Annotated in this window: 23 protein-coding genes; 13 read left to right on the top strand and 10 right to left on the bottom strand. The window is 68.9% G+C overall.

Annotated features, from left to right (window positions below; genetic code table 11):
* Nucleotides 1-595: 595 nt before the first annotated feature.
* From AAHB17_RS21945 to AAHB17_RS21930, 4 genes are read left to right on the top strand one after another with little or no spacing between them, the layout of a single operon-like run.
* Nucleotides 596-1783, top strand: a complete 1188-nt coding sequence (locus AAHB17_RS21945; protein ID WP_342133111.1) for an ABC transporter substrate-binding protein — start codon at nucleotides 596-598, stop codon at nucleotides 1781-1783.
* Nucleotides 1784-1797: 14 nt separating this feature from the next.
* Nucleotides 1798-3441 (top strand): ABC transporter permease, encoded by a 1644-nt coding sequence (locus AAHB17_RS21940; protein ID WP_342133109.1) that lies wholly within the window; start codon nucleotides 1798-1800, stop codon nucleotides 3439-3441.
* A 35-nt stretch (nucleotides 3442-3476) separates the two neighbouring features.
* Complete coding sequence (locus AAHB17_RS21935; RefSeq protein WP_342133107.1) at nucleotides 3477-4121, top strand: ATP-binding cassette domain-containing protein; 645 nt, start codon at nucleotides 3477-3479, stop codon at nucleotides 4119-4121.
* The gene (locus AAHB17_RS21930) at nucleotides 4114-4728 is read left to right on the top strand and encodes a CDP-alcohol phosphatidyltransferase family protein (protein ID WP_342133105.1); all 615 of its coding nucleotides are present in this window, start codon (nucleotides 4114-4116) and stop codon (nucleotides 4726-4728) included. The genes AAHB17_RS21935 and AAHB17_RS21930 overlap by 8 nt, the downstream gene beginning before the upstream one ends.
* A 12-nt stretch (nucleotides 4729-4740) precedes the next feature.
* Here the strand turns inward: AAHB17_RS21930 and AAHB17_RS21925 are convergent, their stop codons facing one another.
* Nucleotides 4741-4938, bottom strand: a complete 198-nt coding sequence (locus AAHB17_RS21925) for a hypothetical protein (RefSeq protein ID WP_342133103.1) — start codon at nucleotides 4936-4938, stop codon at nucleotides 4741-4743.
* Nucleotides 4939-5049: 111 nt separating this feature from the next.
* Between AAHB17_RS21925 and AAHB17_RS21920 the strand changes: the two genes are divergently transcribed.
* Nucleotides 5050-6024 carry a helix-turn-helix transcriptional regulator gene (locus tag AAHB17_RS21920; protein WP_342133102.1) on the top strand — a complete coding sequence of 325 codons (975 nt, stop codon included), beginning with the start codon at nucleotides 5050-5052 and terminating at the stop codon, nucleotides 6022-6024.
* Nucleotides 6025-6118: 94 nt separating this feature from the next.
* On the opposite strand, the gene AAHB17_RS21915 is transcribed toward AAHB17_RS21920, so the two are convergent.
* From AAHB17_RS21915 to AAHB17_RS21905, 3 genes are all read right to left on the bottom strand, one after another.
* Complete coding sequence (locus AAHB17_RS21915; protein WP_342133101.1) at nucleotides 6119-6349, bottom strand: hypothetical protein; 231 nt, start codon at nucleotides 6347-6349, stop codon at nucleotides 6119-6121.
* 195 nt (nucleotides 6350-6544) lie between these two features.
* Nucleotides 6545-7078 carry a hypothetical protein gene (locus AAHB17_RS21910; protein WP_342133100.1) on the bottom strand — a complete coding sequence of 178 codons (534 nt, stop codon included), beginning with the start codon at nucleotides 7076-7078 and terminating at the stop codon, nucleotides 6545-6547.
* A complete protein-coding gene (locus AAHB17_RS21905; protein ID WP_342133099.1) occupies nucleotides 7075-8235 on the bottom strand; it encodes a JmjC domain-containing protein in 1161 nt (386 codons plus the stop codon). The genes AAHB17_RS21910 and AAHB17_RS21905 overlap by 4 nt, the downstream gene beginning before the upstream one ends.
* Before the next feature lie 14 nt (nucleotides 8236-8249).
* Here AAHB17_RS21905 and AAHB17_RS21900 point away from each other — a divergent pair, with 14 nt between their 5' ends.
* Nucleotides 8250-8768, top strand: coding sequence for an FKBP-type peptidyl-prolyl cis-trans isomerase (locus AAHB17_RS21900; RefSeq protein ID WP_342133097.1), 519 nt, complete (start codon nucleotides 8250-8252; stop codon nucleotides 8766-8768).
* A gap of 12 nt (nucleotides 8769-8780) precedes the next feature.
* Here the strand turns inward: AAHB17_RS21900 and dut are convergent, their stop codons facing one another.
* The gene (gene dut / locus AAHB17_RS21895) at nucleotides 8781-9230 is read right to left on the bottom strand and encodes a dUTP diphosphatase (protein WP_342133095.1); all 450 of its coding nucleotides are present in this window, start codon (nucleotides 9228-9230) and stop codon (nucleotides 8781-8783) included.
* Nucleotides 9231-9440: 210 nt separating this feature from the next.
* Here dut and AAHB17_RS21890 point away from each other — a divergent pair, with 210 nt between their 5' ends.
* The 3 genes from AAHB17_RS21890 (at nucleotide 9441) to AAHB17_RS21880 (ending at nucleotide 12076) form a co-directional block, all read left to right on the top strand.
* Nucleotides 9441-9938: a TRAP transporter small permease subunit gene (locus AAHB17_RS21890; RefSeq protein WP_342133118.1), complete on the top strand. Its 498-nt coding sequence runs from the start codon at nucleotides 9441-9443 to the stop codon at nucleotides 9936-9938.
* Between the two features lie 31 nt (nucleotides 9939-9969).
* Nucleotides 9970-11511, top strand: a complete 1542-nt coding sequence (locus AAHB17_RS21885; RefSeq protein ID WP_342133093.1) for a TRAP transporter large permease — start codon at nucleotides 9970-9972, stop codon at nucleotides 11509-11511.
* Between the two features lie 67 nt (nucleotides 11512-11578).
* Complete coding sequence (locus tag AAHB17_RS21880; protein WP_342133091.1) at nucleotides 11579-12076, top strand: hypothetical protein; 498 nt, start codon at nucleotides 11579-11581, stop codon at nucleotides 12074-12076.
* Nucleotides 12077-12152: 76 nt separating this feature from the next.
* Here the strand turns inward: AAHB17_RS21880 and AAHB17_RS21875 are convergent, their stop codons facing one another.
* The 4 genes from AAHB17_RS21875 to xseB form a co-directional block, all read right to left on the bottom strand.
* On the bottom strand, nucleotides 12153-13232 hold the full coding sequence (locus AAHB17_RS21875) for a TRAP transporter substrate-binding protein (RefSeq protein ID WP_342133090.1): 1080 nt from the start codon (nucleotides 13230-13232) through the stop codon (nucleotides 12153-12155).
* A gap of 181 nt (nucleotides 13233-13413) precedes the next feature.
* Nucleotides 13414-15300, bottom strand: a complete 1887-nt coding sequence (gene dxs, locus AAHB17_RS21870; RefSeq protein WP_342133088.1) for a 1-deoxy-D-xylulose-5-phosphate synthase — start codon at nucleotides 15298-15300, stop codon at nucleotides 13414-13416.
* A 34-nt stretch (nucleotides 15301-15334) separates the two neighbouring features.
* Entirely contained in the window at nucleotides 15335-16246 is a 912-nt protein-coding gene (locus tag AAHB17_RS21865; RefSeq protein ID WP_342133086.1) for a polyprenyl synthetase family protein, read from the bottom strand.
* Complete coding sequence (xseB, locus tag AAHB17_RS21860) at nucleotides 16231-16470, bottom strand: exodeoxyribonuclease VII small subunit (protein WP_342133084.1); 240 nt, start codon at nucleotides 16468-16470, stop codon at nucleotides 16231-16233. Before xseB ends, AAHB17_RS21865 begins: the two co-directional genes overlap by 16 nt.
* Before the next feature lie 260 nt (nucleotides 16471-16730).
* Here xseB and AAHB17_RS21855 point away from each other — a divergent pair, with 260 nt between their 5' ends.
* Genes AAHB17_RS21855 through AAHB17_RS21845 form a run of 3 tightly spaced genes read left to right on the top strand, consistent with a single transcriptional unit; the run spans nucleotide 16731 to nucleotide 19692 of the window.
* Nucleotides 16731-17885, top strand: coding sequence for an aromatic ring-hydroxylating oxygenase subunit alpha (locus AAHB17_RS21855; RefSeq protein ID WP_342133083.1), 1155 nt, complete (start codon nucleotides 16731-16733; stop codon nucleotides 17883-17885).
* Between the two features lie 41 nt (nucleotides 17886-17926).
* Entirely contained in the window at nucleotides 17927-18820 is an 894-nt protein-coding gene (locus AAHB17_RS21850) for a DMT family transporter (protein ID WP_342133117.1), read from the top strand.
* The gene (locus AAHB17_RS21845) at nucleotides 18817-19692 is read left to right on the top strand and encodes a sulfurtransferase (RefSeq protein WP_342133082.1); all 876 of its coding nucleotides are present in this window, start codon (nucleotides 18817-18819) and stop codon (nucleotides 19690-19692) included. The genes AAHB17_RS21850 and AAHB17_RS21845 overlap by 4 nt, the downstream gene beginning before the upstream one ends.
* 18 nt (nucleotides 19693-19710) lie before the next feature.
* On the opposite strand, the gene AAHB17_RS21840 is transcribed toward AAHB17_RS21845, so the two are convergent.
* Nucleotides 19711-20544, bottom strand: a complete 834-nt coding sequence (locus AAHB17_RS21840; RefSeq protein ID WP_342133081.1) for a ZIP family metal transporter — start codon at nucleotides 20542-20544, stop codon at nucleotides 19711-19713.
* Nucleotides 20545-20731: 187 nt separating this feature from the next.
* Here AAHB17_RS21840 and AAHB17_RS21835 point away from each other — a divergent pair.
* On the top strand, nucleotides 20732-21138 hold a 407-nt coding region (locus tag AAHB17_RS21835; RefSeq protein WP_342133079.1), incomplete at its 3' end, for a hypothetical protein.

The following is a 21138-nucleotide window of genomic DNA, read 5'->3' as shown; positions in this document are numbered from 1 at the left end:
CGGCCGGTGCGCAGGTCGCGGTCCCACAGGCCCAGGTCCACCGCACCCAGCACCAGGTCCAGCCGCTCCACCGTGTGACGCAGGCGCTGCAGGGTATCCTGCTTGCCCAGCAAGGCGCGCACCTGCTCGGGGAAGGTGTGCAGGTAGCCGTGGCCGGCATCGGCAATGAAGTAGTCGCTGAAACCGCAGCGCATGGCCCGCGCGGCCAGGGCCTCCTCGCCCGGCGCCACCCGCACCAGGCAGGGCCAGCGCGCCCAATCGAGCCCGGCGTCCAGCACGTCCCCATCGGGCAGGTCCAAGGCCACCACCACCAGGTCGGGCGCCGGGCCGGCCAGCAGCCGCTGCCTGGCCTCGGCCAAGCCACCCAACACCGCCACCCGGGCTTCGGGATCAAACACCCGCAGGGCCGCGTCCAGCGCGTGGGCGCGCTCGGCATCGGCGTCGATCAACAGGGCATTCAGGGCCATTGGTCAAAGTATCGCAGCTTGTGCTTGACATTCTGACAAGGGCGCACGCGGCATGGCGTATCGCGGACCCTGGCGTGGCGCGGATGCCGCGCCGTGTAAGCTTTTGGCCTTTGGAGTCCCCACCCACCATGCAACGCCGCCAGTTCATCAGCACCTTGATGGCCGCTGCCGCCACCGGCAGCGGCCACGCCCAGACCAGCGGCGACTGGGCACGCACCGAGGCCGAGGCGCGGGGCCAGACCGTGTTTTTCAACGCCTGGGGCGGCGGCGAGGCAAGCAATGCCTACATCGCCTGGGCCGCGGCCGAGGCCAGGCGGCGCCATGGCGTGGAGGTCCGGCATGTGAAGGTGGCCGACACCGCCGAGGTCGTCAAGCGCCTCCTGACCGAACGGGCCGCCGGACGCCACAGCGACGGCAGCGTGGACCTGGTGTGGCTCAACGGCGAGAACTTCCGCCAGCTGAAGCTGGCCGGCGCGCTGTTCGGCCCCTGGGCCGAGGCCTTGCCGAACTGGCCGCTGGTGGACACCGCCAAACCGGTGCGCAGCGATTTTTCGCTCCCCACCGACGGCTTCGAAGCGCCCTGGGGCACGGCGCAGCTGACCTTCATGGCCAACCGCGTCCACACGCCCGTGCCGCCGCGCTCGGCCGCGCAGTGGCTGGCCTTCGCCCGTGCCCACCCAGGTCGCACCAGCTACCCGCGCCCACCCGACTTTCACGGCACCACCTTCCTCAAGCAGTTGCTGATCGAGCTGACACCGGACCGTGGCGCCCTGCAGCAACCGGTGAACCCGGCCACGCTGGCCCACGCCACCGCGCCGCTCTGGGCCTATCTGGACCAGCTGCACCCGCTGCAGTGGCGCGGTGGCCGTGGCTTTGCCACCAGCGCGGCCGAGATGCACCGCATGCTGGCCGACGGTGAACTGCTGCTGTCGCTCAGCTTCAACCCCAACGAAGGTGCCCACCTGATCGCCAGCCGCCAGCTGCCGGCCAGCGTCTACAGCTTTGGCTTCAGCGGCGGCACCATCGGCAACGTGCATTTCCTGGCCATCCCGGCCAACGCGCGCGCGCGCGCCGGGGCCCAGGTGTTCGCCAACTTCCTGCTCTCCGCCGAAGCCCAGGCGCACAAGGCCGACACCGCGGTCTGGGGCGACGGCAGCGTGCTCAGCGCCGACCGGCTGCCGGCCGCGTGGCGCGAGCGCCTGCGCCAGCCCCCACCCGGCGCCCTGACCGAAGCGGTGCCCACCCTGCCCGAGCCCGACGCCAGCTGGGTCCAGGCGCTGGAAGCCGAGTGGCAACGGCGCTACGGCCAGCGTTGACCGAACCGCCCGCCGTGTGGCCCTTCAGACAAGCCCGCCCAGCCCACACGCCCTGGCCGCGCCTGTGGGCGGGCTTGCCGGTGCTGCTGATCCTGGGCCCACTGCTGCCCGGGCTGCACGGCGCCCTGCTGCCCGCCCTGGATGGTGGCACCTGGGCGGGTCTGTGGGCCGACACGCAATGGCCACAGGCACTGCGCGCAACCCTGGTGTCGGCCACGCTGGGCACGGGCCTGGCCTGCCTGCTGGCAGCCGCCATCGCCATGGCCTGCTACCCCGGCACCGACTGGACGCGCCTGCAGCGCCAGTTGCCCCTGTGGCTGTCGGTGCCCCACGCGGCCTACGCGGTGGGCCTGTTTTTCCTGCTCTCGCCCTCGGGCTGGCTGGCGCGCGCGCTGGCGCCGGTCCTGGGCTGGTCGGCCCCGCCCGACTGGCCCACGGTGCAGGACCCGGATGGCCTCGCGCTGGCGCTGGCTCTGGGCCTGAAAGAGTGCGCCTTTCTGCTGTGGATGCTGGCGGCGGCGCTGGGCCAGCAGGCCGTGGCGCGGCAGATGGCGGTCGCGCGCAGCCTGGGCTACGGCCGCTGGCAGACCTGGCGCCTGGTGCTGTGGCCGCAGTTGCTGCCGCGCCTGGGCTGGCCGCTGGCGGCGGTGCTGGGCTACAGCCTGTCGGTGGTCGACATGGCCCTGGTGCTGGGGCCGAACAACCCGCCCACCCTGGCCGTGCTGGCCTGGCGCTGGCTGACCGACCCGGACCCGGCGCTGCAGGCCCGTGGCGCGGCGGCGGCCTGGGGCCTGCTGGCCCTGCTGCTGGCGCTGGGCGGTGTGGCCTGGGCCGGCTGGCACGGCCTGCGCCATTGCAGGCCCTATCCCCACGGCCGGCGCCACGCACCGGGCGGCCAGGGCTGGGGCTGGGGCCGGTCGCTGGCGCTGGGCACGCTGCTGCTGCCCGGTGTCGCTGTGGTCGGCGTGCTGGCCTTGTGGTCGGTGGCCGATGCCTGGTTCTTCCCCGCCCGGTGGCCCGAGGCGCTCACGCTGGCGGCGTGGGCGCGGGCCGACTGGGCTCCCTTGCTGACCACCCTGTGGCTGGCCACGGCCTCGTGCCTACTGTGCCTGCCCGCGGCGCTGCTGTGGCTGGAATGGGCGCCGCCACGGCTCACCCCCCTGCTCTACCTGCCCCTGGTCGTGCCGGCCCTGCCGCTGGCGGCCGGGCAATACACGGTGCTGCTCGCGTGGCGGCTGGACGGCAGCGCGAGCGGCTTGCTGTGGAGCCATCTGATGTGGGTGCTGCCCTACACGGTGGTGTGCCTGGCCGGTCCCTACCGCGCGGTCGACCCCCGCCTGATGTCGACCGCGCGGGCGCTGGGCCTGTCTCGGCTGCTGGCCTGCCTGCGGGTGAAATGGCCGCTGCTGGCCCGGCCCATGCTGGCCGCGCTGGCCGTGGGTTTTGCGGTCAGCGTGGCGCAGTACCTGCCCACGCTGTTCGCCGGAGGCGGGCGTTTTGCCACCGTCACCACCGAAGCCATCGCCCTGAGCGCCGGCGGCAACCGCCGCGTGCTGGCGGTGCACGCCCTGCTGCAGGTGCTGCTGCCCTGGGCGGCGTTTGGTCTGGCGGGCCTGGCCGGGCGCTGGCTGGGCCGGCGCCGCCGGGGCCTGGCCTGACGCCGCTTGGTGCCCGTCACCCAGCCCACCACCCCATGCCCATGCTTCGCCTCGAATCCTTCCACCTGAGCTTGCCGACCACCCAGCTGTTGCGGCGATTGGAGCTGCAGATTGCACCCGGCGAGGTGCTCACGCTGATGGGGCCGTCGGGCTCGGGCAAGTCCAGCCTGCTGCACTGGATGATCGGCGACCTTGACCCCAGCTTCCATGCCGAGGGCGCGCTCTGGCTGGGTCAGCGCCGGGTGGATCGGTTGCCGACAGAGCAGCGCCGCATCGGCATCCTGTTCCAGGACGACCTGCTGTTTGCCCACCTCAGCGTCGGCCACAACCTGGCCTTCGCGCTGCCGGCATCGTTGCGTGGCGCCCGGGCACGGCGGGCCGAGGTGGAGCGGACCCTGGACGACATCGGTCTGGCGGGTCAACACGACCGCGACCCCGCCTCGCTCTCGGGCGGGCAGCGCGCGCGCGTGAGCCTGATGCGCGCGCTGCTGGCCCAGCCGCAGGCACTGCTGCTGGACGAGGCCTTCTCCCGTCTCGACATCGGCCTGCGCACCCGTTTTCGCGCACAGGTCTTCGAGCGCCTGCAGCAGCAGGGCGTGCCCACGCTGCAGGTGACCCACGACCCCGCCGACGTGCCACCGGGGGGCCGTGTGATCCAGATCGGGGAAGGCCATGCTTGACGCCGCGCTCAACACCCTGCTGCGCCGCCCCCTGGCGGCCATGGCCCGGCCGCTGCAGGCCCGGGGCCTGCACGCCGACACCCTGACCTGGGCCGGATTCGCCATCGGTCTGCTGGCCGTGCCACTGATCGCCAGCGGACACCCCCGGCTGGCCTTGCTGGCCATCGCCCTGAACCGGCTGGCCGATGGCCTGGACGGCGCCCTGGCCCGCCTGGGCCGGCCCACCGACCGTGGCGCCTTTCTGGACATCACCCTCGACTTCATCTTCTACGCCAGCATCCCGCTGGCCTTCGCGCTGGCCGACCCGGGGCGCAACGGCCTGCCGGCAGCGCTGCTGCTGTTCGGCTTCATGGGCACGGGCAGCAGTTTCCTGGCCTTCGCGGTGCTGGCCGCCCGGCGTGGCCTGGCCAGCACGGCCTTTCCGCGCAAGGGCTTCCACTACCTGGGTGGGCTCACGGAAAGCACCGAGACCATCGCGGTGTTCGTGTGCATGTGCCTGTGGCCCGCCGGGTTCGTGCCACTGGCCTGCGGCTTTGCCGCGCTGTGCGGGCTGACCACGCTCACCCGCATCGCGGCCGGCGTCGCCGCCTTCGGCGACAGCCGCTGACACCCGCCCACGTCAACGCGCACGCAGGCGGTCCCCGGACAGGCGGCGCCGCTGGTAGGCCGGCACCATCCAGGCCGGCGGCGCGGGGTGGCTGGACTGCGGCGCCCGCCAGCTTTGCCCTGGGCGGGTGGCCAGCCAGGCCCCGTCGAGGTGGGCGACGCCCTGCCCCCAACGGGTGAAAACCGCCATCCACTGCTGAATCGGTGCCATGCATGCTCTCCTGCGACGTCCGGGGCCACGGCGACCACCGCCTTGCCCATGGCCTCACGATAGGACGCTTGCGTATCAGGGCATGATCCGGACGTTGGACATGCTCGCCCCATGAAAGAAATCGACCGCCTCTACCGCTACAAAAGCCTGCTGGCCAGCCGGCACGCCGTGCCCAGCGACGAACTGTGCACCGCGCTGGACATCTCGATCGCCACGCTCAAGCGCGACATGGCCCAGTTGCGCGGGCGCCTGGGCCTGCCGGTGGTCTACGACCGCCTGGCCGGCGGCTACCGCCTGGCGCCTGGCACCGAACGGCGCGAGCTGCCCGGCATGTGGCTGACCCCGCAGGAGCTGGTGGCCCTGGTGACGCTGCAGCACCTGTTGAGCGAACTGGCCCCGGGCTGGCTGGGTGCCAAGCTGGGGCCCCTGCGCGAGCGCCTGTCGCACCTGCTGCACGACGCCGACCTGGACAGCCTGGATCTGGGTCAGCGCATCCGGGTGGTGCACGCCGGCCAGCGCCGCCTGCCACCCACCGCCTTCGACACCGTGGCCAGCGCCACGCTTCGGCGCCACCGCCTGTGGCTGCGCCATTTCAACCGCGCCACGGGTGAGCATGTGGAGCGCACGGTGTCGCCGCAGCAACTGGTGCACTACCGCGACAACTGGTACCTCGACGCCTGGTGCCACCTGCGCGACGGACTGCGCAGTTTCGCTGTCGACGCGATCGAGCGCTGCCGCGTGCTGGACGACGGACCCGCGGCCATCGACATGGACCCCCAGGCGCTGAAGCAGGCCACCCAGGGCGGCTACGGCATCTTCAGCGGCGCGCCCAGGGCGCGTGCCCGCCTGCGCTTCGATGCCCAGCGTGCCCGCTGGGTCAACGGCGAGCAGTGGCACCCGGAACAGGTGGGGCAGTTCGACGCGCAGGGCCGCTACGTGCTGGAACTGCCCTACGCCGACGACCGCGAGCTGGTGGGCGACATCCTGCGCCACGGCGCGGCCTGCGAGGTGCTGGCGCCCCCCGAGCTGCGCCAGAAGGTGGCAGAGGCGCTGCGGCAGGCCGCCCGGACCTACGCGCAAGATTGACGTAAAAGCCCTCCCAAAAACGACAAACCCCGCCTCCAGGGCGGGGTTGTGCACATGCGTCAGGCCGCGCATGGCGGCCTGAGCACACTCAGGCTCAGGGCTTCTTGGCTTCTTCGGCAGCGGGAGCGGCCGGAGCAGCTGCTGCGGGGGCAGCAGCAGCGTCAGCGGCAGGGGCGGCAGCAGGTGCGGCGGCCGGAGCGGCTTCAGCGGCAGGTGCCGGGGCGGCAGCGGGTGCGGGAGCAGCAGCCGGTGCTTCTTCTTTTTTGCCACAGGCGGCCAGGGTCGCGGCGGCCAACACGGCGGCGAAAATGAAAGACTTGTTCATGGTGTCAGAGCTCTGAGTAGATGTTCGGGTGAATCAGGGGGCTGCAACCGGTCACCCCCGATGCGTGGCGCGGCCGCAGGGCAGCAACCTTGTCAGCATCTGGTCAGGTTGTGGCCGGCCGCAATCATAAACGCGAAAGTCAATGGTATTTACCCGGTGAAGTTCATTCTTTGTGAAAAGTGTGGTTTTTTGTATCTACAAGCCGAGTGAGGTGTCCGGGAACGCCGGGCGGGCCGCCTGCCAGAGCTGTTGCAGGCGCTCCTCCGCCGCGGCGCGCTGGGCCGCGTCGGTGCTCGCCACCACCTGATCGCGCTCGGGGTCCAGGCGCTGCAGCACCCAGTCGGGCGTCCACAGCATGCCGGGCAGCCGGTCCTGCCCCGCCGACCAGAGCCGCACCTGCACGCGGTGCGACCACAGTGAGCGCCACTGCACAAAACGCCCGTGGCGCAGGCGCATGTCGGCAAAAGACTGCCCCAGCACCCGGATCTGCGCCACCGGGCTGACCCGCGTGGTCGCGCACCAGCGGTCCAGCGCCTGGACCAGCCGGCGCTCGCCCAGCGGCCAGTCGCCAAAGTCCGGATCGCACAGCCAGACCGTGCGGCAGCCCCGCTCGGCCGCACATTGCAGGCCGTGAACCAGCAGGTCCTGGAAAGCCGGGCGGCCGGTGAACCGGCCCTCGGGCCAGGCCGGCGCCAGACCCCGTTCACCCGTGACGTCGGTGTCCGTCACGGCTGCGCGTCGCCACCGTCGGGCACCAGCCAGCCGGCATCGAACCACTCGGCCAACAGGCCACGCGCCCCTTCGCTGGCTCGGGCCAGCTCCCGCTCGCCGAGCGCGCGCCGGTCGGCCAGGTTGCGCATCAGGCGGGCATCGGCGCCACCGGCGCGGAAACTCTCGCCGTTGATGAACACGTGGCGTTCGTCGTACATCATGCGGGTGCGGCGGTCCAGCCGCAGCGCTCCGCCCGCCCACACCTGCGCCGGCTCGTCGAACCACACCGTGGGCTTGGGCTCGGTGAGCACCTCGCCCAGCGCGCAGGCCAGCATGGTCTCGTTGTCCAGCAGGCGGCGCAGGCCTTCGGCGGCAAAGGCCTGCAATTCCAGCGGCAGGCGCGCCGGGGTGTCGGTGGCGGGCTGCTGCGGATCGCGGTAGAGCACCTCGTCTTCGTGTTCGTCGGCAATGCGCAGCGCCAGCTCCGCGGCCAGCCCGCCACGCTGTGGCGAGCGGAACCCGATCGAGCAGGTCATGCAGTCGCCGCCCACGGCGTCACCGTCGTGGGCCCAGCGCGGCGGCAGGTAGAGCATGTCGCCGGGGTTGAGCACCCACTCTTCCTCGGGCTCGAAATGCTGCAGGACCTTGAGCGGCAGGCCGGGCACCAGGCTGAGGTCTTTCTGGCGACCGATGCGCCAGCGGCGCTGGCCGGTGGCCTGCAGCAGGAAGACGTCGTAGCTGTCGAAGTGCGGGCCGACGCCGCCGCCCGGGCTGGCCCAGGACACCATCAGGTCATCGAGCCGCGCATCGGGCACGAAGCGGAACTGGCTCAACAGGGCATGCGCGGCATCGCTGTGCAGGTCCACGCCCTGGACCAGCAGCGTCCAGCGCGCCTGCTCCAGCGCAGGCAGGCTGCGCCGGCCGAAGGGCCCCTGCCGCATGGACCAGCCCTTGCCGCCATGCGCCACCAAGCGCGACTCCACGCCCTCGCGGGCGGCCAGATCGAACAGGGCCTTGCGGTCCAGCGGCGGCACGAAGCCGGGCACGGCCTGGCGCACGAGCAGCGGTTTCTTGTGCCAATGGCGGCGCATGAACTGCGCGGGCGTGAGACCGCCCAGCAGGGCGAGCGCTTGGTCGGGAGCGGGCGGCGAGCCGTGGGTGACAGGGGAGATCATGGGACAATTGTGCGATGAAAATTTCGGAACAATGTGTGGTGTCGCTGAGCTGGACGCTCAAGGACACGCTGGGCGAATTGCTGGACGAATCGGACGAGCCGGTGGAGTTCCTGGTTGGCGGCGGCGACCTCCTGGCCAAGGTCGAGGAAGGCCTGCTGGGTCACGAACCCGGCGACAAGGTCGAGCTGCACCTGGAGCCGGAACATGCGTTTGGCGACTTCGACGACCAACTGCTGTTCCTGGAGCCGCTGTCACGTTTTCCCGCCGAGCTGGAAATTGGCATGGCCTTCGAAGGCTTGCCCGAAGGCTGCAACCCCGAGGCGCCGCGCGACCGCCTGTATTTCGTGAGCGAGATCTACCCCGAACACGTGGTGATGGACGGCAACCACCCGCTGGCCGGCATCGCGCTGCGCCTGCAGTTGCGCATCCACGCGGTGCGCGAAGCCACCGAAGACGAAATCGGCAAGGGCAGCCTGGGCACGGGCTTTTTCAACGTGCAAACCGGCTCGCCGCCGGACGCCACGCTGCACTGAGCCACGCGGCCATCAGCCCTTGCCGGTGGAACCGTAACCGCCGGCGCCACGTTCGGTGGCACCGTCAAACTCGTCCACCACCCGGAACTGCGCCTGCACCACCGGCACGATGACCAGCTGCGCCAGCCGCTCCATGGGCTGCAGGGTGTAGGCCACGTCGCTGCGGTTCCAGGCGCTGACCATCAACTGGCCCTGGTAGTCGCTGTCGATCAGGCCCACCAGGTTGCCCAGCACGATGCCGTGTTTGTGCCCCAGGCCAGAGCGCGGCAGGATCAGCGCGGCGTAGCCCGGGTCATCAAGGTGGATGGCCAGGCCCGTGGGCACCAGTTGCCAGGCGTTGGGCGCCAGCAGCAGGGGCGCGTCCAGGCAGGCCCGCAGGTCCAGCCCGGCGCTGCCGGGTGTGGCGTAGGCGGGCAGCTGATCGGCCATGCGGGGATCGAGGATCTTGACTTGGAGGTTCATGTTCGGTGGCGCAGTGACCGCAGCCGCTTCAAAATGGCTGGGGCGGCAATGAAAAAAATTCAAACAAGGGTTAGCGATGAGGCCGGAGGGCGCCGTGGATCATAGTCAACCCCGATAATCTCGGGCTCCTCACCCCCATGGGTGAACCGAATCTGGAGAACAGCAGTGCTGCAACTATTGATCAAGACGCTCCACGCCGTCGACTGGCTGATGGAGAAGCTGGGCAACCTGGCCGCCTTCGCCGTCACGGCCGCGGCCCTCATTTCAGCAGGCAACGCCTTTGTGCGCTATGGCCTGGACATCACGTCCAACGGCTGGCTCGAAATCCAATGGTATCTGTTCGCGGCAGCCGTGATGCTGGGCGCCCCCTATGTGCTTAAGGTCAACGAGCACGTCCGCGTGGACATCGTCTACGGCAAGCTCAAGGGTTTCGGCCCCGCCTACGTCGACCTGTTCGGCCTGATCTTCTTCCTGCTGCCGCTGTGTGGCCTGATGGTCTACCTCACCTGGCCCTTCTTCCTGAGCATGTATCACTCGGGCGAAATGTCCAGCAACGCCGGCGGCCTGATCCGCTGGCCCGCGATGCTCCTGCTGCCCGTGGGCTTCGCGCTCATGTTCATCCAGGGCCTGGCGGAGGTGATCAAGCGGCTGCTGTACGTGGGTGGTGTGATCAAGCTCGACATCCATTACGAAAAACCCCTGCAATAAGCACCGCCGACCCATCCATTGGAGCGACTTGATGACCGTTGAAAATTTTCCCCCGCTGATGTTCGCGGGCCTGGTGGTGACGATGCTGATCGGCTTTCCGGTCGCATTTTCACTGGGCGCCCTGGGCCTGGCCTGTGGCTTCTATGCGATCGAGATGGGGTGGTTCCCCGCCTCCTTCATGTCCAACCTGCCACTCAACGTCTTCGGCATCCTGTCGAACGACCTCTTGCTGGCCATCCCCTTCTTCACCTTCATGGGGGCCATCCTGGAGAAGTGTGGCCTGGCCGAGGACATGCTGGACTCCATGGGCCAGTTGTTCGGCCCCATGCGCGGCGGTCTGGGCTACTCGGTGATCCTGGTGGGCTTCATCCTGGGCGCCATCACCGGCACCGTGGCCGGCCAGGTGATCGCCATGGCGCTGATCTCGCTGCCGGTGATGATCCGCTACGGCTACAACATGCGCTACGCCACTGGCGTGCTGGCGGCCTCGGGCACCATCACGCAACTGGTGCCGCCGTCGCTGGTGCTGGTGGTGCTGGCCGACCAGCTGGGCCGCTCGGTCGGTGACATGTACAAGGGCGCCTGGGGCCCGTCCATCCTGCAGATCCTGATCTTCGTGGGCTACACCTTCCTGCTCAGCCGCCTGCGCCCCCACTACCTGCCGGGCGTGCCGATCGAAGCCCGCACCCTGAATGGCTGGGCCCTGTGGAGCAAGTGCCTGCGCGGCATCATCCCCTCGGCCATCCTGATTTTTGCCGTGCTGGGCTCCATGGGCGGCCTGCCCGGCCTCAACGTGGCCATCGCCACCCCCACCGAAGCGGGCGCCATGGGCTGCGTCGGCGGCCTCATCCTGGCGGCCATGCACAAGCGGCTGTCCCCCAAGATGATGTGGGAAGCCATGAGCGCCACCATGCGGCTGACCGCCATGGTCGTGTTCATCCTGATCGGCGCGCGCGTGTTCTCCATGGTGTTCCAGGGCGTCGATGGCAACCGCTGGGTCGAGCACATGCTGTCCGACCTGCCCGGCGGCACCACCGGCTTCCTGATCGCGGTGAACGTCTTCGTGTTCTTCCTGGCCTTCTTCCTGGACTTCTTCGAGATCGCCTTCATCATCGTGCCCATGCTCGCGCCCATCGCCGACAAGATGGGCATCGACCTGATCTGGTTCGGCGTGCTGCTGTGCGTGAACATGCAGACCAGCTTCATGCACCCGCCTTTCGGCTTCGCGTTGTTCTACCTGCGCGGCATCTCGGACACCTTGTTCAAGGAAAAGCGGATCGAGAAGCCCATCCTGTCCAAGGACATCTACCTGGGCTCCATCCCCTGGGTGCTGATGCAGCTCATCCTGGTCGCGGTGGTGATCTTCGTGCCAGAGACGGTCACGGCCTTCCTCGACAAGGCGGTGGATGTGGACGTCAACAGCGTGCAGATCGATGCACCGCCGACCGAGGAGGGTGAAGCCTCTTCCGAAGGGGGCGCCAGCATGGACGGCCTGGAGGCCGGCAAAGAGGCCGACGCGGCCGAAGACCCGGCCAAGGCGCTGGAAGGCCAGCTCAAGCAAGAGAAGAAATAATCACGCGGCCTTCAAGGCCGGTGTTTCAACAACCCGAGAAAGGCCACCCCAAGGTGGCCTTTTTTCCATGAATCCACACACCCACACCACCACAGCCGATCCCCTGGCGCCGCCTGTCTTCGCCCCCCGGCAGGCCCTCACCGTCGCCAGTGCCTACGGCCCGAGTTATCGCCTCATCTTGGTCGCCAGCCTCGCCATGCTGGCGATCTGGGCCCTGCGCCTGCTGTTTGGCCAGGACGCGCCAGCGGTCGATGGTGGTCTGCTGTCGTGGCTGGTCGTTGGACTGGCCCTGGTCGTCTACATGGGCGTGGTCCTGCTGCGCAGCCGCACCACGCTGACCATGTCCACCCTGTCGCAAGACTGGTTCTGGGAGAAAAAGGTCGCGCTCGCCGAGGTGACCTACGTGCGCTTCATGCGCTTGCGCGGCTGGGAGTGGCTGATCGCGCCCCGCTTGCTGGTGCGGGCCGGCCACGGCCCCCTGAAAACCTTCCACGCCGCCTCGCCCGAGATGTGGGCCGAGTTCGAACGCTGGTCGCAGTCGCTGGCCGAATCACCGCGCCCATGAAAAAACCCTGCGGCGTGGGGCACACGGCGCAGGGTTTTCGACCGCCACAGGCCCGAAGGCCCGTGGCCGCAGGGAATCACAGCTTGGCAGCCTGCATGAAGCTGTCGAAACGCGCCTCGGTGAAGCGGAACCACAGGTTCTGGTCCTTGCGGAAGCTGGAGTAGTCGGCGTAGATCTTCTTCCAGTGCGGGTTGCTGTTGTTCAGCTCGCTGTACAGCTCCATGGCCTGCTTGTAGGCCTCGTCCATCACCGCCTTGGGGAAAGGCAGCAGCTTGGCGCCGTTGGCCACCAGGCGCTTGAGCGCGACCGGGTTGCGGGCGTCGTACATGGCCTGCATGGTGGTGTGAGCGTGCGAAGCAGCGCACTCCACGATGGCCTTGTTCTCGGTCGACAGCGCGTTGAACGCGGCCTTGTTGATGTAGAAGTCCAGCTGCGCGCCACCTTCCCACCAGCCCGGGTAGTAGTAGTTCTTGGCAACCTTCTGGAAGCCCAACTTTTCATCGTCGTACGGCCCGATCCATTCGGTGGCGTCGATGGTGCCTTTTTCCAGCGCCTGGTAGATTTCGCCGCCAGGGATGTTCTGTGGCACGGCGCCCATGCGGCTCATCACCTTGCCGGCAAAGCCGCCGATGCGCATCTTCAGGCCCTTGATGTCGGCCAGCGTCTTGATTTCCTTGCGGAACCAGCCGCCCATCTGGGCACCGGTGTTGCCGCCGGGGAAGTTGACGATGTTGTACTGGTCGTAGAACTCGCGGAACAGCTTGAGGCCGTTGCCGTCGTAGTACCAAGCGGTCAGCTGGCGGCTGTTCAGGCCGAAGGGAATGGCCGTGCCCATGGCGAAGGTGTCGTCCTTGCCGAAGTAGTAGTAGGGCGCGGTGTGGCCGGCTTCCACGGTGCCTTGCTGCACCGCGTCGACGATGCCGAAGGCCGGCACGATTTCGCCGGGCGCGTGCACGGACACCGAGAACTTGCCGCCCGACATCTCGTTGACCTTCTTGGCGAACACGTCGGCCGCGCCGTGAATGGTGTCCAGCGCCTTGGGGAAGCTGGAGGTCAGGCGCCAGCGGATGGCGGCCTGGGCGTGCACGGCGGGGGCGGCACCAGCGGCCAGCACACCGGCGATGCCCGCATGTTTGATGATGGAACGACGATCCATGGTGGGGTTTGACTCCAGTTGAATTGTTGAGGACCGTCGGCTTAAAAGTACCGCTGGTCCAGATGCGAAGGCCAGCGAATTGTAGGAAGCGGCCACCCTCAAAAATTGGGGGTTTTCCCTTGAAAGTGGTCAAACTGCTGCGCAAGCCGTGAAAAATTTTCACGGCGGCTTTCGGGAAAAATCAGCCCGCCTCCAACCCCACCACAGGTGCACCCAAAAGGGGCGCAAAACGGGCCCGGATGGACCGCTCTATCCCGGCAGCGTCCAGGCCCTGGAGGCTCAGCAGCTTGGCCGGATCGCCGTGTTCGATGAACTGGTCGGGCAGGCCCAGCTGCAGCACCGGCAAGCACAGGCCCTCGGCCTGCAAGGCTTCCAGCACGGCGCTGCCCGCACCGCCCATGACGGCCCCCTCTTCCAGCGTGACCAGCGCGCTGTGGGTGCGCGCCAACTCGCGCAGCAGCTCGACATCAAGCGGCTTGGCCCAGCGCATGTTGGCCACGCTGGCGTTGAGGCGTTCGGCCACCTCCAGCGCGGGGTACAGCAGGGTGCCAAAGGCCAGCAAGGCGATGCCCTGGCCCTGGCGCCGCATCTCACCCTTGCCGTAGGGCAGGCCTTCCAGGCCCGCCGGCACGGCCTTGCCGACACCGGCACCCCGCGGGTAGCGCACGGCCACCGGGTGGTTCTGGGCGTAGGCGGTGCTCAGCAGCTGGCGGCATTCGGCCTCGTCGGCCGGGCAGGCCATGGCCATGTGGGGAATGCAGCGCACGAAGGGGATGTCGTAGGCCCCGGCGTGCGTGGCCCCATCGGCACCCACCAGGCCGGCGCGGTCCAGCGCGAACACCACCGGCAGGTTCTGCAAGGCAACGTCGTGGATGAGCTGGTCGTAGGCGCGCTGCAGGAAGGTCGAATAGATCGCCACCACCGGCTTCAGGCCTTCGCAGGCCAGGCCGCCGGCGAAGGTGACCGCGTGCTGCTCGGCGATGCCGACGTCGTGGTAGCGGTCGGGGAAACGCTTGTGAAACTCCACCATGCCCGAGCCCTCGCGCATGGCCGGCGTGATGCCGACCAGGCGCGGATCGGCCTCGGCCATGTCACACAGCCACTGGCCAAACACCTGGGTGAAGGTGGTCTTGGGTGGCGTGGCCGGTGGCGTCAGGCCCACCGCGGGATCGAACTTGCCTGGCCCGTGGTAGGCCACCGGGTCAGCCTCGGCCAATTTATAGCCCTGGCCTTTCCTGGTGACCACGTGCAGGAACTGGGGACCGTTCAGCTGCTTGATGTTTTCCAGCGTGGGAATCAGCGATTCGAGGTCGTGGCCGTCGATGGGGCCGATGTAGTTGAAGCCGAACTTCTCGAACAGCGTGGCCGGCACCACCATGCCCTTGGCCTGCTGCTCCAGCCGCTTGGCCAACTCGAACAGCGGCGGCACCGGCTTGAGCACGCTTTTGCCGACGTTCTTGGCCGCTGCATAGAACTGCCCGCTCATCAGCTGCGCCAGGTAGCGGTTGAGCGCGCCCACCGGCGGGCTGATGGACATGTCGTTGTCGTTGAGGATGACCAGCAGCCTGCAGTGTTCGACACCGGCGTTGTTGAGCGCCTCGAAGGCCATGCCGGCGGTCATGGCGCCGTCGCCGATCACCGCGATGGCGTGCCGGTCCTCCCCCTTCTGACGCGCGGCCACGGCCATGCCCAGGGCCGCCGAGATGCTGGTGGACGAATGCGCCGTGCCGAAGGTGTCGTAGCCGCTCTCGCTGCGTTGCGGGAAGCCGCTGATGCCGCCCAGCTGGCGCAGGGTGTGCATGCGTTCGCGCCGCCCGGTCAGGATCTTGTGCGGGTAGGTTTGGTGGCCCACGTCCCAGACGATGCGGTCCTCGGGCGTGTTGAACACATAGTGCAGCGCGACCGTGAGTTCCACCGTGCCGAGGTTGGAGCTCAGGTGGCCGCCGGTCTTGGCCACGCTCTCCAGCAGGAACTGCCGCAGTTCGTCGGACAGCGGCCGCAGCTGCGCGCGCGCCAGGCGGCGCAGGTCGGCCGGGGATTGGATGGTGGGCAACAAGGCACTCGTCACGGGATCGTTCTTTCTTTGAGAAGGATGGCGGCGCTCAGAACGAGCGCTCCACCACCTGCCGCGCCAGCGCGGCCAGCGCCTGCGTGTCGGGCAGGCCGCTGCGCGACAAGGCGTCCAGGGCGCGCTCCATGAGGCGCTGCGCGTAGGCGCGGGCGTCGTCCAGCCCCAGCAGCGACACGAAGGTGGGTTTGTCGCTGGCGGCGTCCTTGCCGGCGGTCTTGCCCAGCGTGGCCGAATCGGCCACCACGTCCAGCACATCGTCCACCACCTGGAAGGCCAGGCCCAGCGCGGCGCCGTAGTCGGCCAGGGTCTGCGTCACGCCTTCCGGGGGTTGGCCGCTGGCGGCGCCCATGAGCACGCTGGCCTGCAGCAAGGCGCCGGTCTTCTTGCGGTGCATGTTCTCCAGCGCCGCCTGGTCCAGCGCCCGGCCAACGCTGGCGAGATCGATGGCCTGGCCACCGGCCATGCCCTGGGCGCCCGCCGCCAGGGCCAGCAGCCGGCACAGCCCGGCGCTGACCGCCGCCGGCATGGCGTCGTCGCCCGGCAGCAAAAGTTCGAAGGCCAGGGCCTGCAGTGCATCGCCGGCCAGCAGGGCCTGGGCCTCGCCAAAGCGCACATGCACCGTGGGCTTGCCCCGGCGCAAGACGTCGTTGTCCATGCAGGGCATGTCGTCGTGCACCAGCGAATAGGCGTGGATCAGCTCGACCGCGCAGGCCGCGCGCAGGGCGGCGTGGGCGTCGCCCGCCACCGCTTCGGCCGCCGCCAGCACCAGCAGCGGGCGCAGGCGCTTGCCACCGTCCAGCACCGCATAACGCATGGCGTCGCCCAGGCCGGCGGGTGCGTCGGCCGGCACCCATGCGCCCAGGGCATCTTCCACCTGTTGCAGCCGCGTGCGGCTCCAGGACGCGAGATCGAACGAAGGCGTGGTGCTCATTGAGGCGACCATGGCTGCGCCTCCCCGTTCTCGAACACGCGGATCTGCTGCTCGACCGCGTCCAACCGGGCGCGGCAGAATTTGAGCAGTTCGGCCCCGCGCTGGTACTGGGCCAGCAACTGGTCCAGCGGCAGCTGCCCGGCGTCCATGGCGGCCACCAGTTGCTCAAGCTCCTGGAGGGCAGCCTCGTAGTTGGCGGGGGGGATGGGTGCCGGTGAGGCGGTGGCTTTGGGCATGGACAGTGTCAAACAGGGAGCGCTCACAGCGGCCAGCAAGGCCACCGATGCGCAACACACGCAAAAACCGCACATTTTAGGCGCCCCGCCTCTTGGCGGGACGAAGACAGCACGCCCGCCCCGCCAGAGGGGTCGGGGTAGAATCAACACCTTTTTGTTTCCAGGAGCCCGGGCTCTATCCCCCCCTTCCGCGCTGACGTACACGTCATCCAGCGCTTACCCTGCCCCTTCATAGGGGGAGTCTCTAGGTCAGGACCACGATGTCTGATTTAAGTCTTCAACTGCAGCAGGCCGCAAGCCAACTCTCAGTTCCCAGCTACTTCGACGAGGCGCTCTTCCAGCGCGAACTGGAGACCATCTTTCAGCGCGGGCCCCGCTACGTGGGGCACCAGAACGCGGTTCCCAACCTCGGGGACTACCACGCACTGCCCCACGAAGGCCAGGGCCGGGCGCTGGTGCGCACCGCCCAGGGCGTGGAGCTGGTGTCCAACGTCTGCCGCCACCGCCAGGCCGTGATGCTCCAGGGCCGGGGCAACCTGAGTCAGCAGGCCAAGGGCAGCGCCGGCGGCCACATCGTGTGCCCGCTGCACCGCTGGACCTACAACGGCGGCGGCCACGCCAACGGCCAACTGGGCAACCTGCTGGGCGCCCCGCACTTCGCGCAAGACCCCTGCCTGGACCTCAAGCGCTATCCGCTGCGCGAATGGAACGGCCTGCTGTTCGAGGACAATGGCCGCGACATCGCCACCGACCTGGCGAACATGGGACCGCGCGAGGCGCTGAGCTTCGAGGGCATGGTGCTGGACCACGTGGAGCTGCACACCTGCAACTACAACTGGAAGACCTTCATCGAGGTCTACCTGGAGGACTACCACGTCGCTCCCTTCCACCCCGGCCTGGGCAACTTCGTCACCTGCGAGGACCTGCGCTGGGAGTTCAAGCCCGAGTACTCGGTGCAGACGGTGGGCGCGGCCAACCTGCTGGGCAAGGCCGGCAGCCCGGTCTACCAGCGCTGGCACCAGCAGCTGATGCAGTACCGCAACGGGCAGATGCCCGAACACGGCGCCATCTGGCTGACCTACTACCCCCACATCATGGTGGAGTGGTACCCCCACGTGCTGACCGTCTCCACCCTGCACCCGATCAGCGTTGACAAGACGCTCAACATGGTGGAGTTCTACTACCCCGAGGAGATCGCCGCCTTCGAGCGCGAATTCGTCGAGGCACAGCGCGCCGCCTACATGGAGACCTGCGTCGAGGACGACGAGATCGCCGAACGCATGGACGCTGGCCGCAAGGCCTTGCTCCAGCGCGGGGACAACGAAGTTGGTCCCTACCAGAGCCCCATGGAAGACGGCATGCAGCATTTCCACGAGTGGTACCGCCGCCAGTTGGGCGATGCGCTGAAAGGCTGACCATCACCGCGTCGACCGCCCCCGCCCAGCCGGCCCGCACGCTGCAGGCGCTGTGGATGCTGCTGGCCTCGCTGCTGTTCGCCACCATGGGGGTGTGCATCAAGTTCGCATCAAGCCACTTCAACAGCTTCGAGATCGTTTGCTACCGGGGTGCGATCGGTGTGCTGTTCCTGCTGGGGCTGACCCGGGCGCGCGGCGTCTCACTGCGCACCCAGGTGCCCATGATGCACCTCTGGCGCGCCGTGGTCGGCACCATCTCGCTGACCGCCTGGTTCTACTCGATCGCCCAACTGCCGCTGGGCACGGCCATGACGCTCAACTACATGAGCAGCATCTGGATCGCCACCTTCCTGCTCGGCGGCGCGCTGCTGCTGCAGGGCCGCAACGCGCCCATGCGCCGCCAGGGCCCGCTGTTTGCCACCGTGCTGGCCGGTTTCGCGGGCGTGGCCATGGTGCTGCGTCCCACGCTGGCCCCCGACCAGGTGATCGGCGCCATCGTCGGCCTGGCCTCGGGCGTGACCTCCGCCCTGGCCTACCTGCAGGTGTCGGCCCTGTCCCGGGTAGGCGAGCCGGAAAGTCGCACGGTGTTCTACTTCTCGGTCGGCGCGGTGCTCGCAGGCGCCGCGGGCATGGCCATCGCCGGCACGTCGCCCTGGGACTGGCAGGCCGCCCTGTGGCTGCTGCCCATCGGGCTGCTGGCGGTGCTGGGCCAGCTGTGCATGACCCGAGCCTACGCCAGCGGCGCCACACTGGTGGTGGCCAACCTGCAATATTCGGGCATCGTCTTCGCCGCGCTGTACGGCCTGCTCATCTTCGGCGACCGCATGCCCGCCATCGGCTGGGCCGGCATGGCCCTGATCATCGTCAGCGGCATTGCTGCCACTGTGCTGCGCGAACACGAGGTGCCCGACGGGCCCGCAGAGGAACACGCATGAACAACACCCCCTACACCACCCTGATCGACGCCGCGCAGCTCCAGGCCCTGCAAGCCAGCGGCCGGCCGCTGATGGTCTTCGACTGCAGCTTCGAGCTCACCAACCCGGCCGCGGGCGAACAACAGTTCGCCGAGGCCCACCTGCCTGGCGCCGTGTACGTGCACCTGGACCGCGACCTCAGCGACAAGACCGGCGCCAGCGACGCCGCATCGGGCGGGCGCCACCCCCTGCCCTCGCGCGAGAAGTTCGCCGCCTGGCTCGCGCGCGTCGGATTCTCGTCGGACATGCAGGCCGTGGTGATGGACCGCCAGGGCGCCAACTACTGTGGCCGCTTGTGGTGGATGCTCAAGTGGTGCGGGCACGAGGCCGTGGCCGTGCTCGACGGCGGGCTGCAGGCCTGGCAGGCGGCGGGTGGCGCCACCGCGTCGGGCCCCGACAGCACCGCCCGCGCACCCGGCCGCTTTGTGCTGGGCGCGTCGCACGCGCCCCTGGCCAGCGCCGCGCAGCTCTTTCAGCGCCTGGGCCAACCCGGACAAACCGTCCTGGACGCCCGCGCCGCACCGCGTTTTCGCGGCGAGGTCGAACCGCTGGACCCGGTCGCCGGCCACGTGCCCGGCGCGCTGAACCGCCCCTTCACCCAGAACATCGGCAGCGATGGCCGCTTCAAGCCGGCGGTCCAGCTGCGGCAGGAATTCGACACCCTGCTGGCCGGGCGCGACCCCGCCAGCGTGGTGCACCACTGCGGCAGCGGCGTCAGCGCCATCCCCAACCTGCTGGCCATGGAGATCGCCGGCCTGGGCCGGGCGGCGCTGTTTGCCGGCAGCTGGAGCGAATGGAGCAACACCCCGGGCCTGCCGGTGGCACAGGGCTGACCCGCACGCCCCGGGCGGTCAATGCCCGCCGTGCGCCAGGCCGCTGACCACGGTCACCAAGGCAATGCCCGCGAGCAGCCAGAAGATCTGTGAAACGGTCTCCCGCAAGCCGAGCTTCTTCTGCAGCTGCGGGATCAGGTCGGCCAGGGCCACGTAGACGAAGCTGCTGGACGCCAGGACCAGGAAATACGGCAGGTAGTCGGCCATGGAGTTGACCAGCAGGTAGCCGGTCAGGCCCCCCAGCGCCGTCACCGTGCCTGCCAAAGACACCTTGACCAGCGCCGCACGCCGCGTGCCCGAGGTCTGCTGCAGCACCACCAGGTCACCCATGTGGTGCGGCACCTCGTGCGCCAGCACCGCCAGCGCGGCAACCACGCCCAGGCGCATGTCGGCCACAAAGGCCGATGCGATCATGATGCCGTCCCCGAACGCGTGCACGCTGTCACCGGCCAGCACCGCCCAGCCGCCACCCGCGCGGCCATGGTCGTGATGATGGTGGTGGTGCCCGTGATCATGCGTGTGGGCAAGACCATGGTCGTGGCCGGCGTGACCCTGGTGGTCCTGGTGGTCCTGGTGGTGCTCATGCCCGTGGTGCCACAGCTCGGCCTTGTCGAGCAGGAAGAAGAAAACCACCCCGCCCAGCAGCAGCGCAAACAGTTCCTTAGCGCCTGCATCGCTGTTGAAGGCTTCCGGCAGGAGGTGCATGAAGGCGGTGGCCAGCAGGGCGCCGGCGGCCAGGCTCAACATGTGCTGGGTGAAACGCGCCAGCATCGCCAGGCTCAGCACCGCGGCCAGCCAGACGCTGCCGATGCCGGCCACCAGGGTACCGATCAGTATCGCCAACAAGAGCATGTGTTCGTCGAAATGAAATGCCCGGCGCCGCGCGAACCATGCGCGCCTGCCAGGGGGCGGAAAGGAAGAAAAACACCCGCGGGCCTGGCACGGGGAGCCAGGCTGCGGGTGACAATGGCATCTTAGCAAGTGTGTCAAGCACGTCGTGCCTGACACGGGTTCAACCGGCAAGGAGGTGGCCTAGGACATGACACTCACACACATCAAGCGGTGGACCCGGTGGGCGGCTTGGCCCTTGCTGCTCGCGGCCTGCGCGGCGCCCCCCGGCCCAGGCAAGCCCGACGCGCCGAGCGACACACGGATCGAGCTGCAACGCCGCGCGGACAGCTGCGAGCTGACGCTCACTGGCGAGATCGACCAGAACACGGTGCAGCGCCTGACGCAGTCGCTCAACCGGCTGGAACAGGAACGCTGCGGCCAGCGCTGGATGGTGCTGAACGCCCCCAACGGCCAGATCGGTGCGGCCGTCACCATAGGCGCCATGCTGCGCAACCGAAACTTCAACACCCGCGTGGCGCCGGGCAGCGACTGCCTGACCAGTTGTGTGCTGGTGTTGGCGGGCCGGCGCGCACCCGGGGGGGGGGGGGCGGCGCC

The sequence above is a fragment of the Hydrogenophaga sp. OTU3427 genome (assembly GCF_038440225.1).
In the GTDB taxonomy this organism is placed as follows: Bacteria; Pseudomonadota; Gammaproteobacteria; order Burkholderiales; family Burkholderiaceae_C; genus Hydrogenophaga.
This window is presented reverse-complemented; position numbering and strand designations above follow the sequence as displayed.

What these genes read in the sequence shown, in the direction of transcription:
- AAHB17_RS21925 (WP_342133103.1), bottom strand. Translation starts at nt 4,938, where the DNA reads ATGGCACCGATTCAGCAGTGGATGGCGGTTTTCACCCGTTGGGGGCAG.
- xseB (WP_342133084.1), bottom strand. Translation starts at nt 16,470, where the DNA reads ATGCCCAAAGCCACCGCCTCACCGGCACCCATCCCCCCCGCCAACTAC.
- AAHB17_RS21855 (WP_342133083.1), top strand. Translation starts at nt 16,731, where the DNA reads ATGTCTGATTTAAGTCTTCAACTGCAGCAGGCCGCAAGCCAACTCTCA.
- AAHB17_RS21840 (WP_342133081.1), bottom strand. Translation starts at nt 20,544, where the DNA reads ATGCTCTTGTTGGCGATACTGATCGGTACCCTGGTGGCCGGCATCGGC.
- AAHB17_RS21845 (WP_342133082.1), top strand. Translation starts at nt 18,817, where the DNA reads ATGAACAACACCCCCTACACCACCCTGATCGACGCCGCGCAGCTCCAG.
- AAHB17_RS21935 (WP_342133107.1), top strand. Translation starts at nt 3,477, where the DNA reads ATGCCCATGCTTCGCCTCGAATCCTTCCACCTGAGCTTGCCGACCACC.
- AAHB17_RS21875 (WP_342133090.1), bottom strand. Translation starts at nt 13,232, where the DNA reads ATGGATCGTCGTTCCATCATCAAACATGCGGGCATCGCCGGTGTGCTG.
- AAHB17_RS21945 (WP_342133111.1), top strand. Translation starts at nt 596, where the DNA reads ATGCAACGCCGCCAGTTCATCAGCACCTTGATGGCCGCTGCCGCCACC.
- AAHB17_RS21920 (WP_342133102.1), top strand. Translation starts at nt 5,050, where the DNA reads ATGAAAGAAATCGACCGCCTCTACCGCTACAAAAGCCTGCTGGCCAGC.
- AAHB17_RS21880 (WP_342133091.1), top strand. Translation starts at nt 11,579, where the DNA reads ATGAATCCACACACCCACACCACCACAGCCGATCCCCTGGCGCCGCCT.
- AAHB17_RS21885 (WP_342133093.1), top strand. Translation starts at nt 9,970, where the DNA reads ATGACCGTTGAAAATTTTCCCCCGCTGATGTTCGCGGGCCTGGTGGTG.
- AAHB17_RS21915 (WP_342133101.1), bottom strand. Translation starts at nt 6,349, where the DNA reads ATGAACAAGTCTTTCATTTTCGCCGCCGTGTTGGCCGCCGCGACCCTG.
- AAHB17_RS21900 (WP_342133097.1), top strand. Translation starts at nt 8,250, where the DNA reads ATGAAAATTTCGGAACAATGTGTGGTGTCGCTGAGCTGGACGCTCAAG.
- dut (WP_342133095.1), bottom strand. Translation starts at nt 9,230, where the DNA reads ATGAACCTCCAAGTCAAGATCCTCGATCCCCGCATGGCCGATCAGCTG.
- AAHB17_RS21890 (WP_342133118.1), top strand. Translation starts at nt 9,441, where the DNA reads ATGGAGAAGCTGGGCAACCTGGCCGCCTTCGCCGTCACGGCCGCGGCC.
- AAHB17_RS21930 (WP_342133105.1), top strand. Translation starts at nt 4,114, where the DNA reads ATGCTTGACGCCGCGCTCAACACCCTGCTGCGCCGCCCCCTGGCGGCC.
- AAHB17_RS21865 (WP_342133086.1), bottom strand. Translation starts at nt 16,246, where the DNA reads ATGGTCGCCTCAATGAGCACCACGCCTTCGTTCGATCTCGCGTCCTGG.
- AAHB17_RS21905 (WP_342133099.1), bottom strand. Translation starts at nt 8,235, where the DNA reads ATGATCTCCCCTGTCACCCACGGCTCGCCGCCCGCTCCCGACCAAGCG.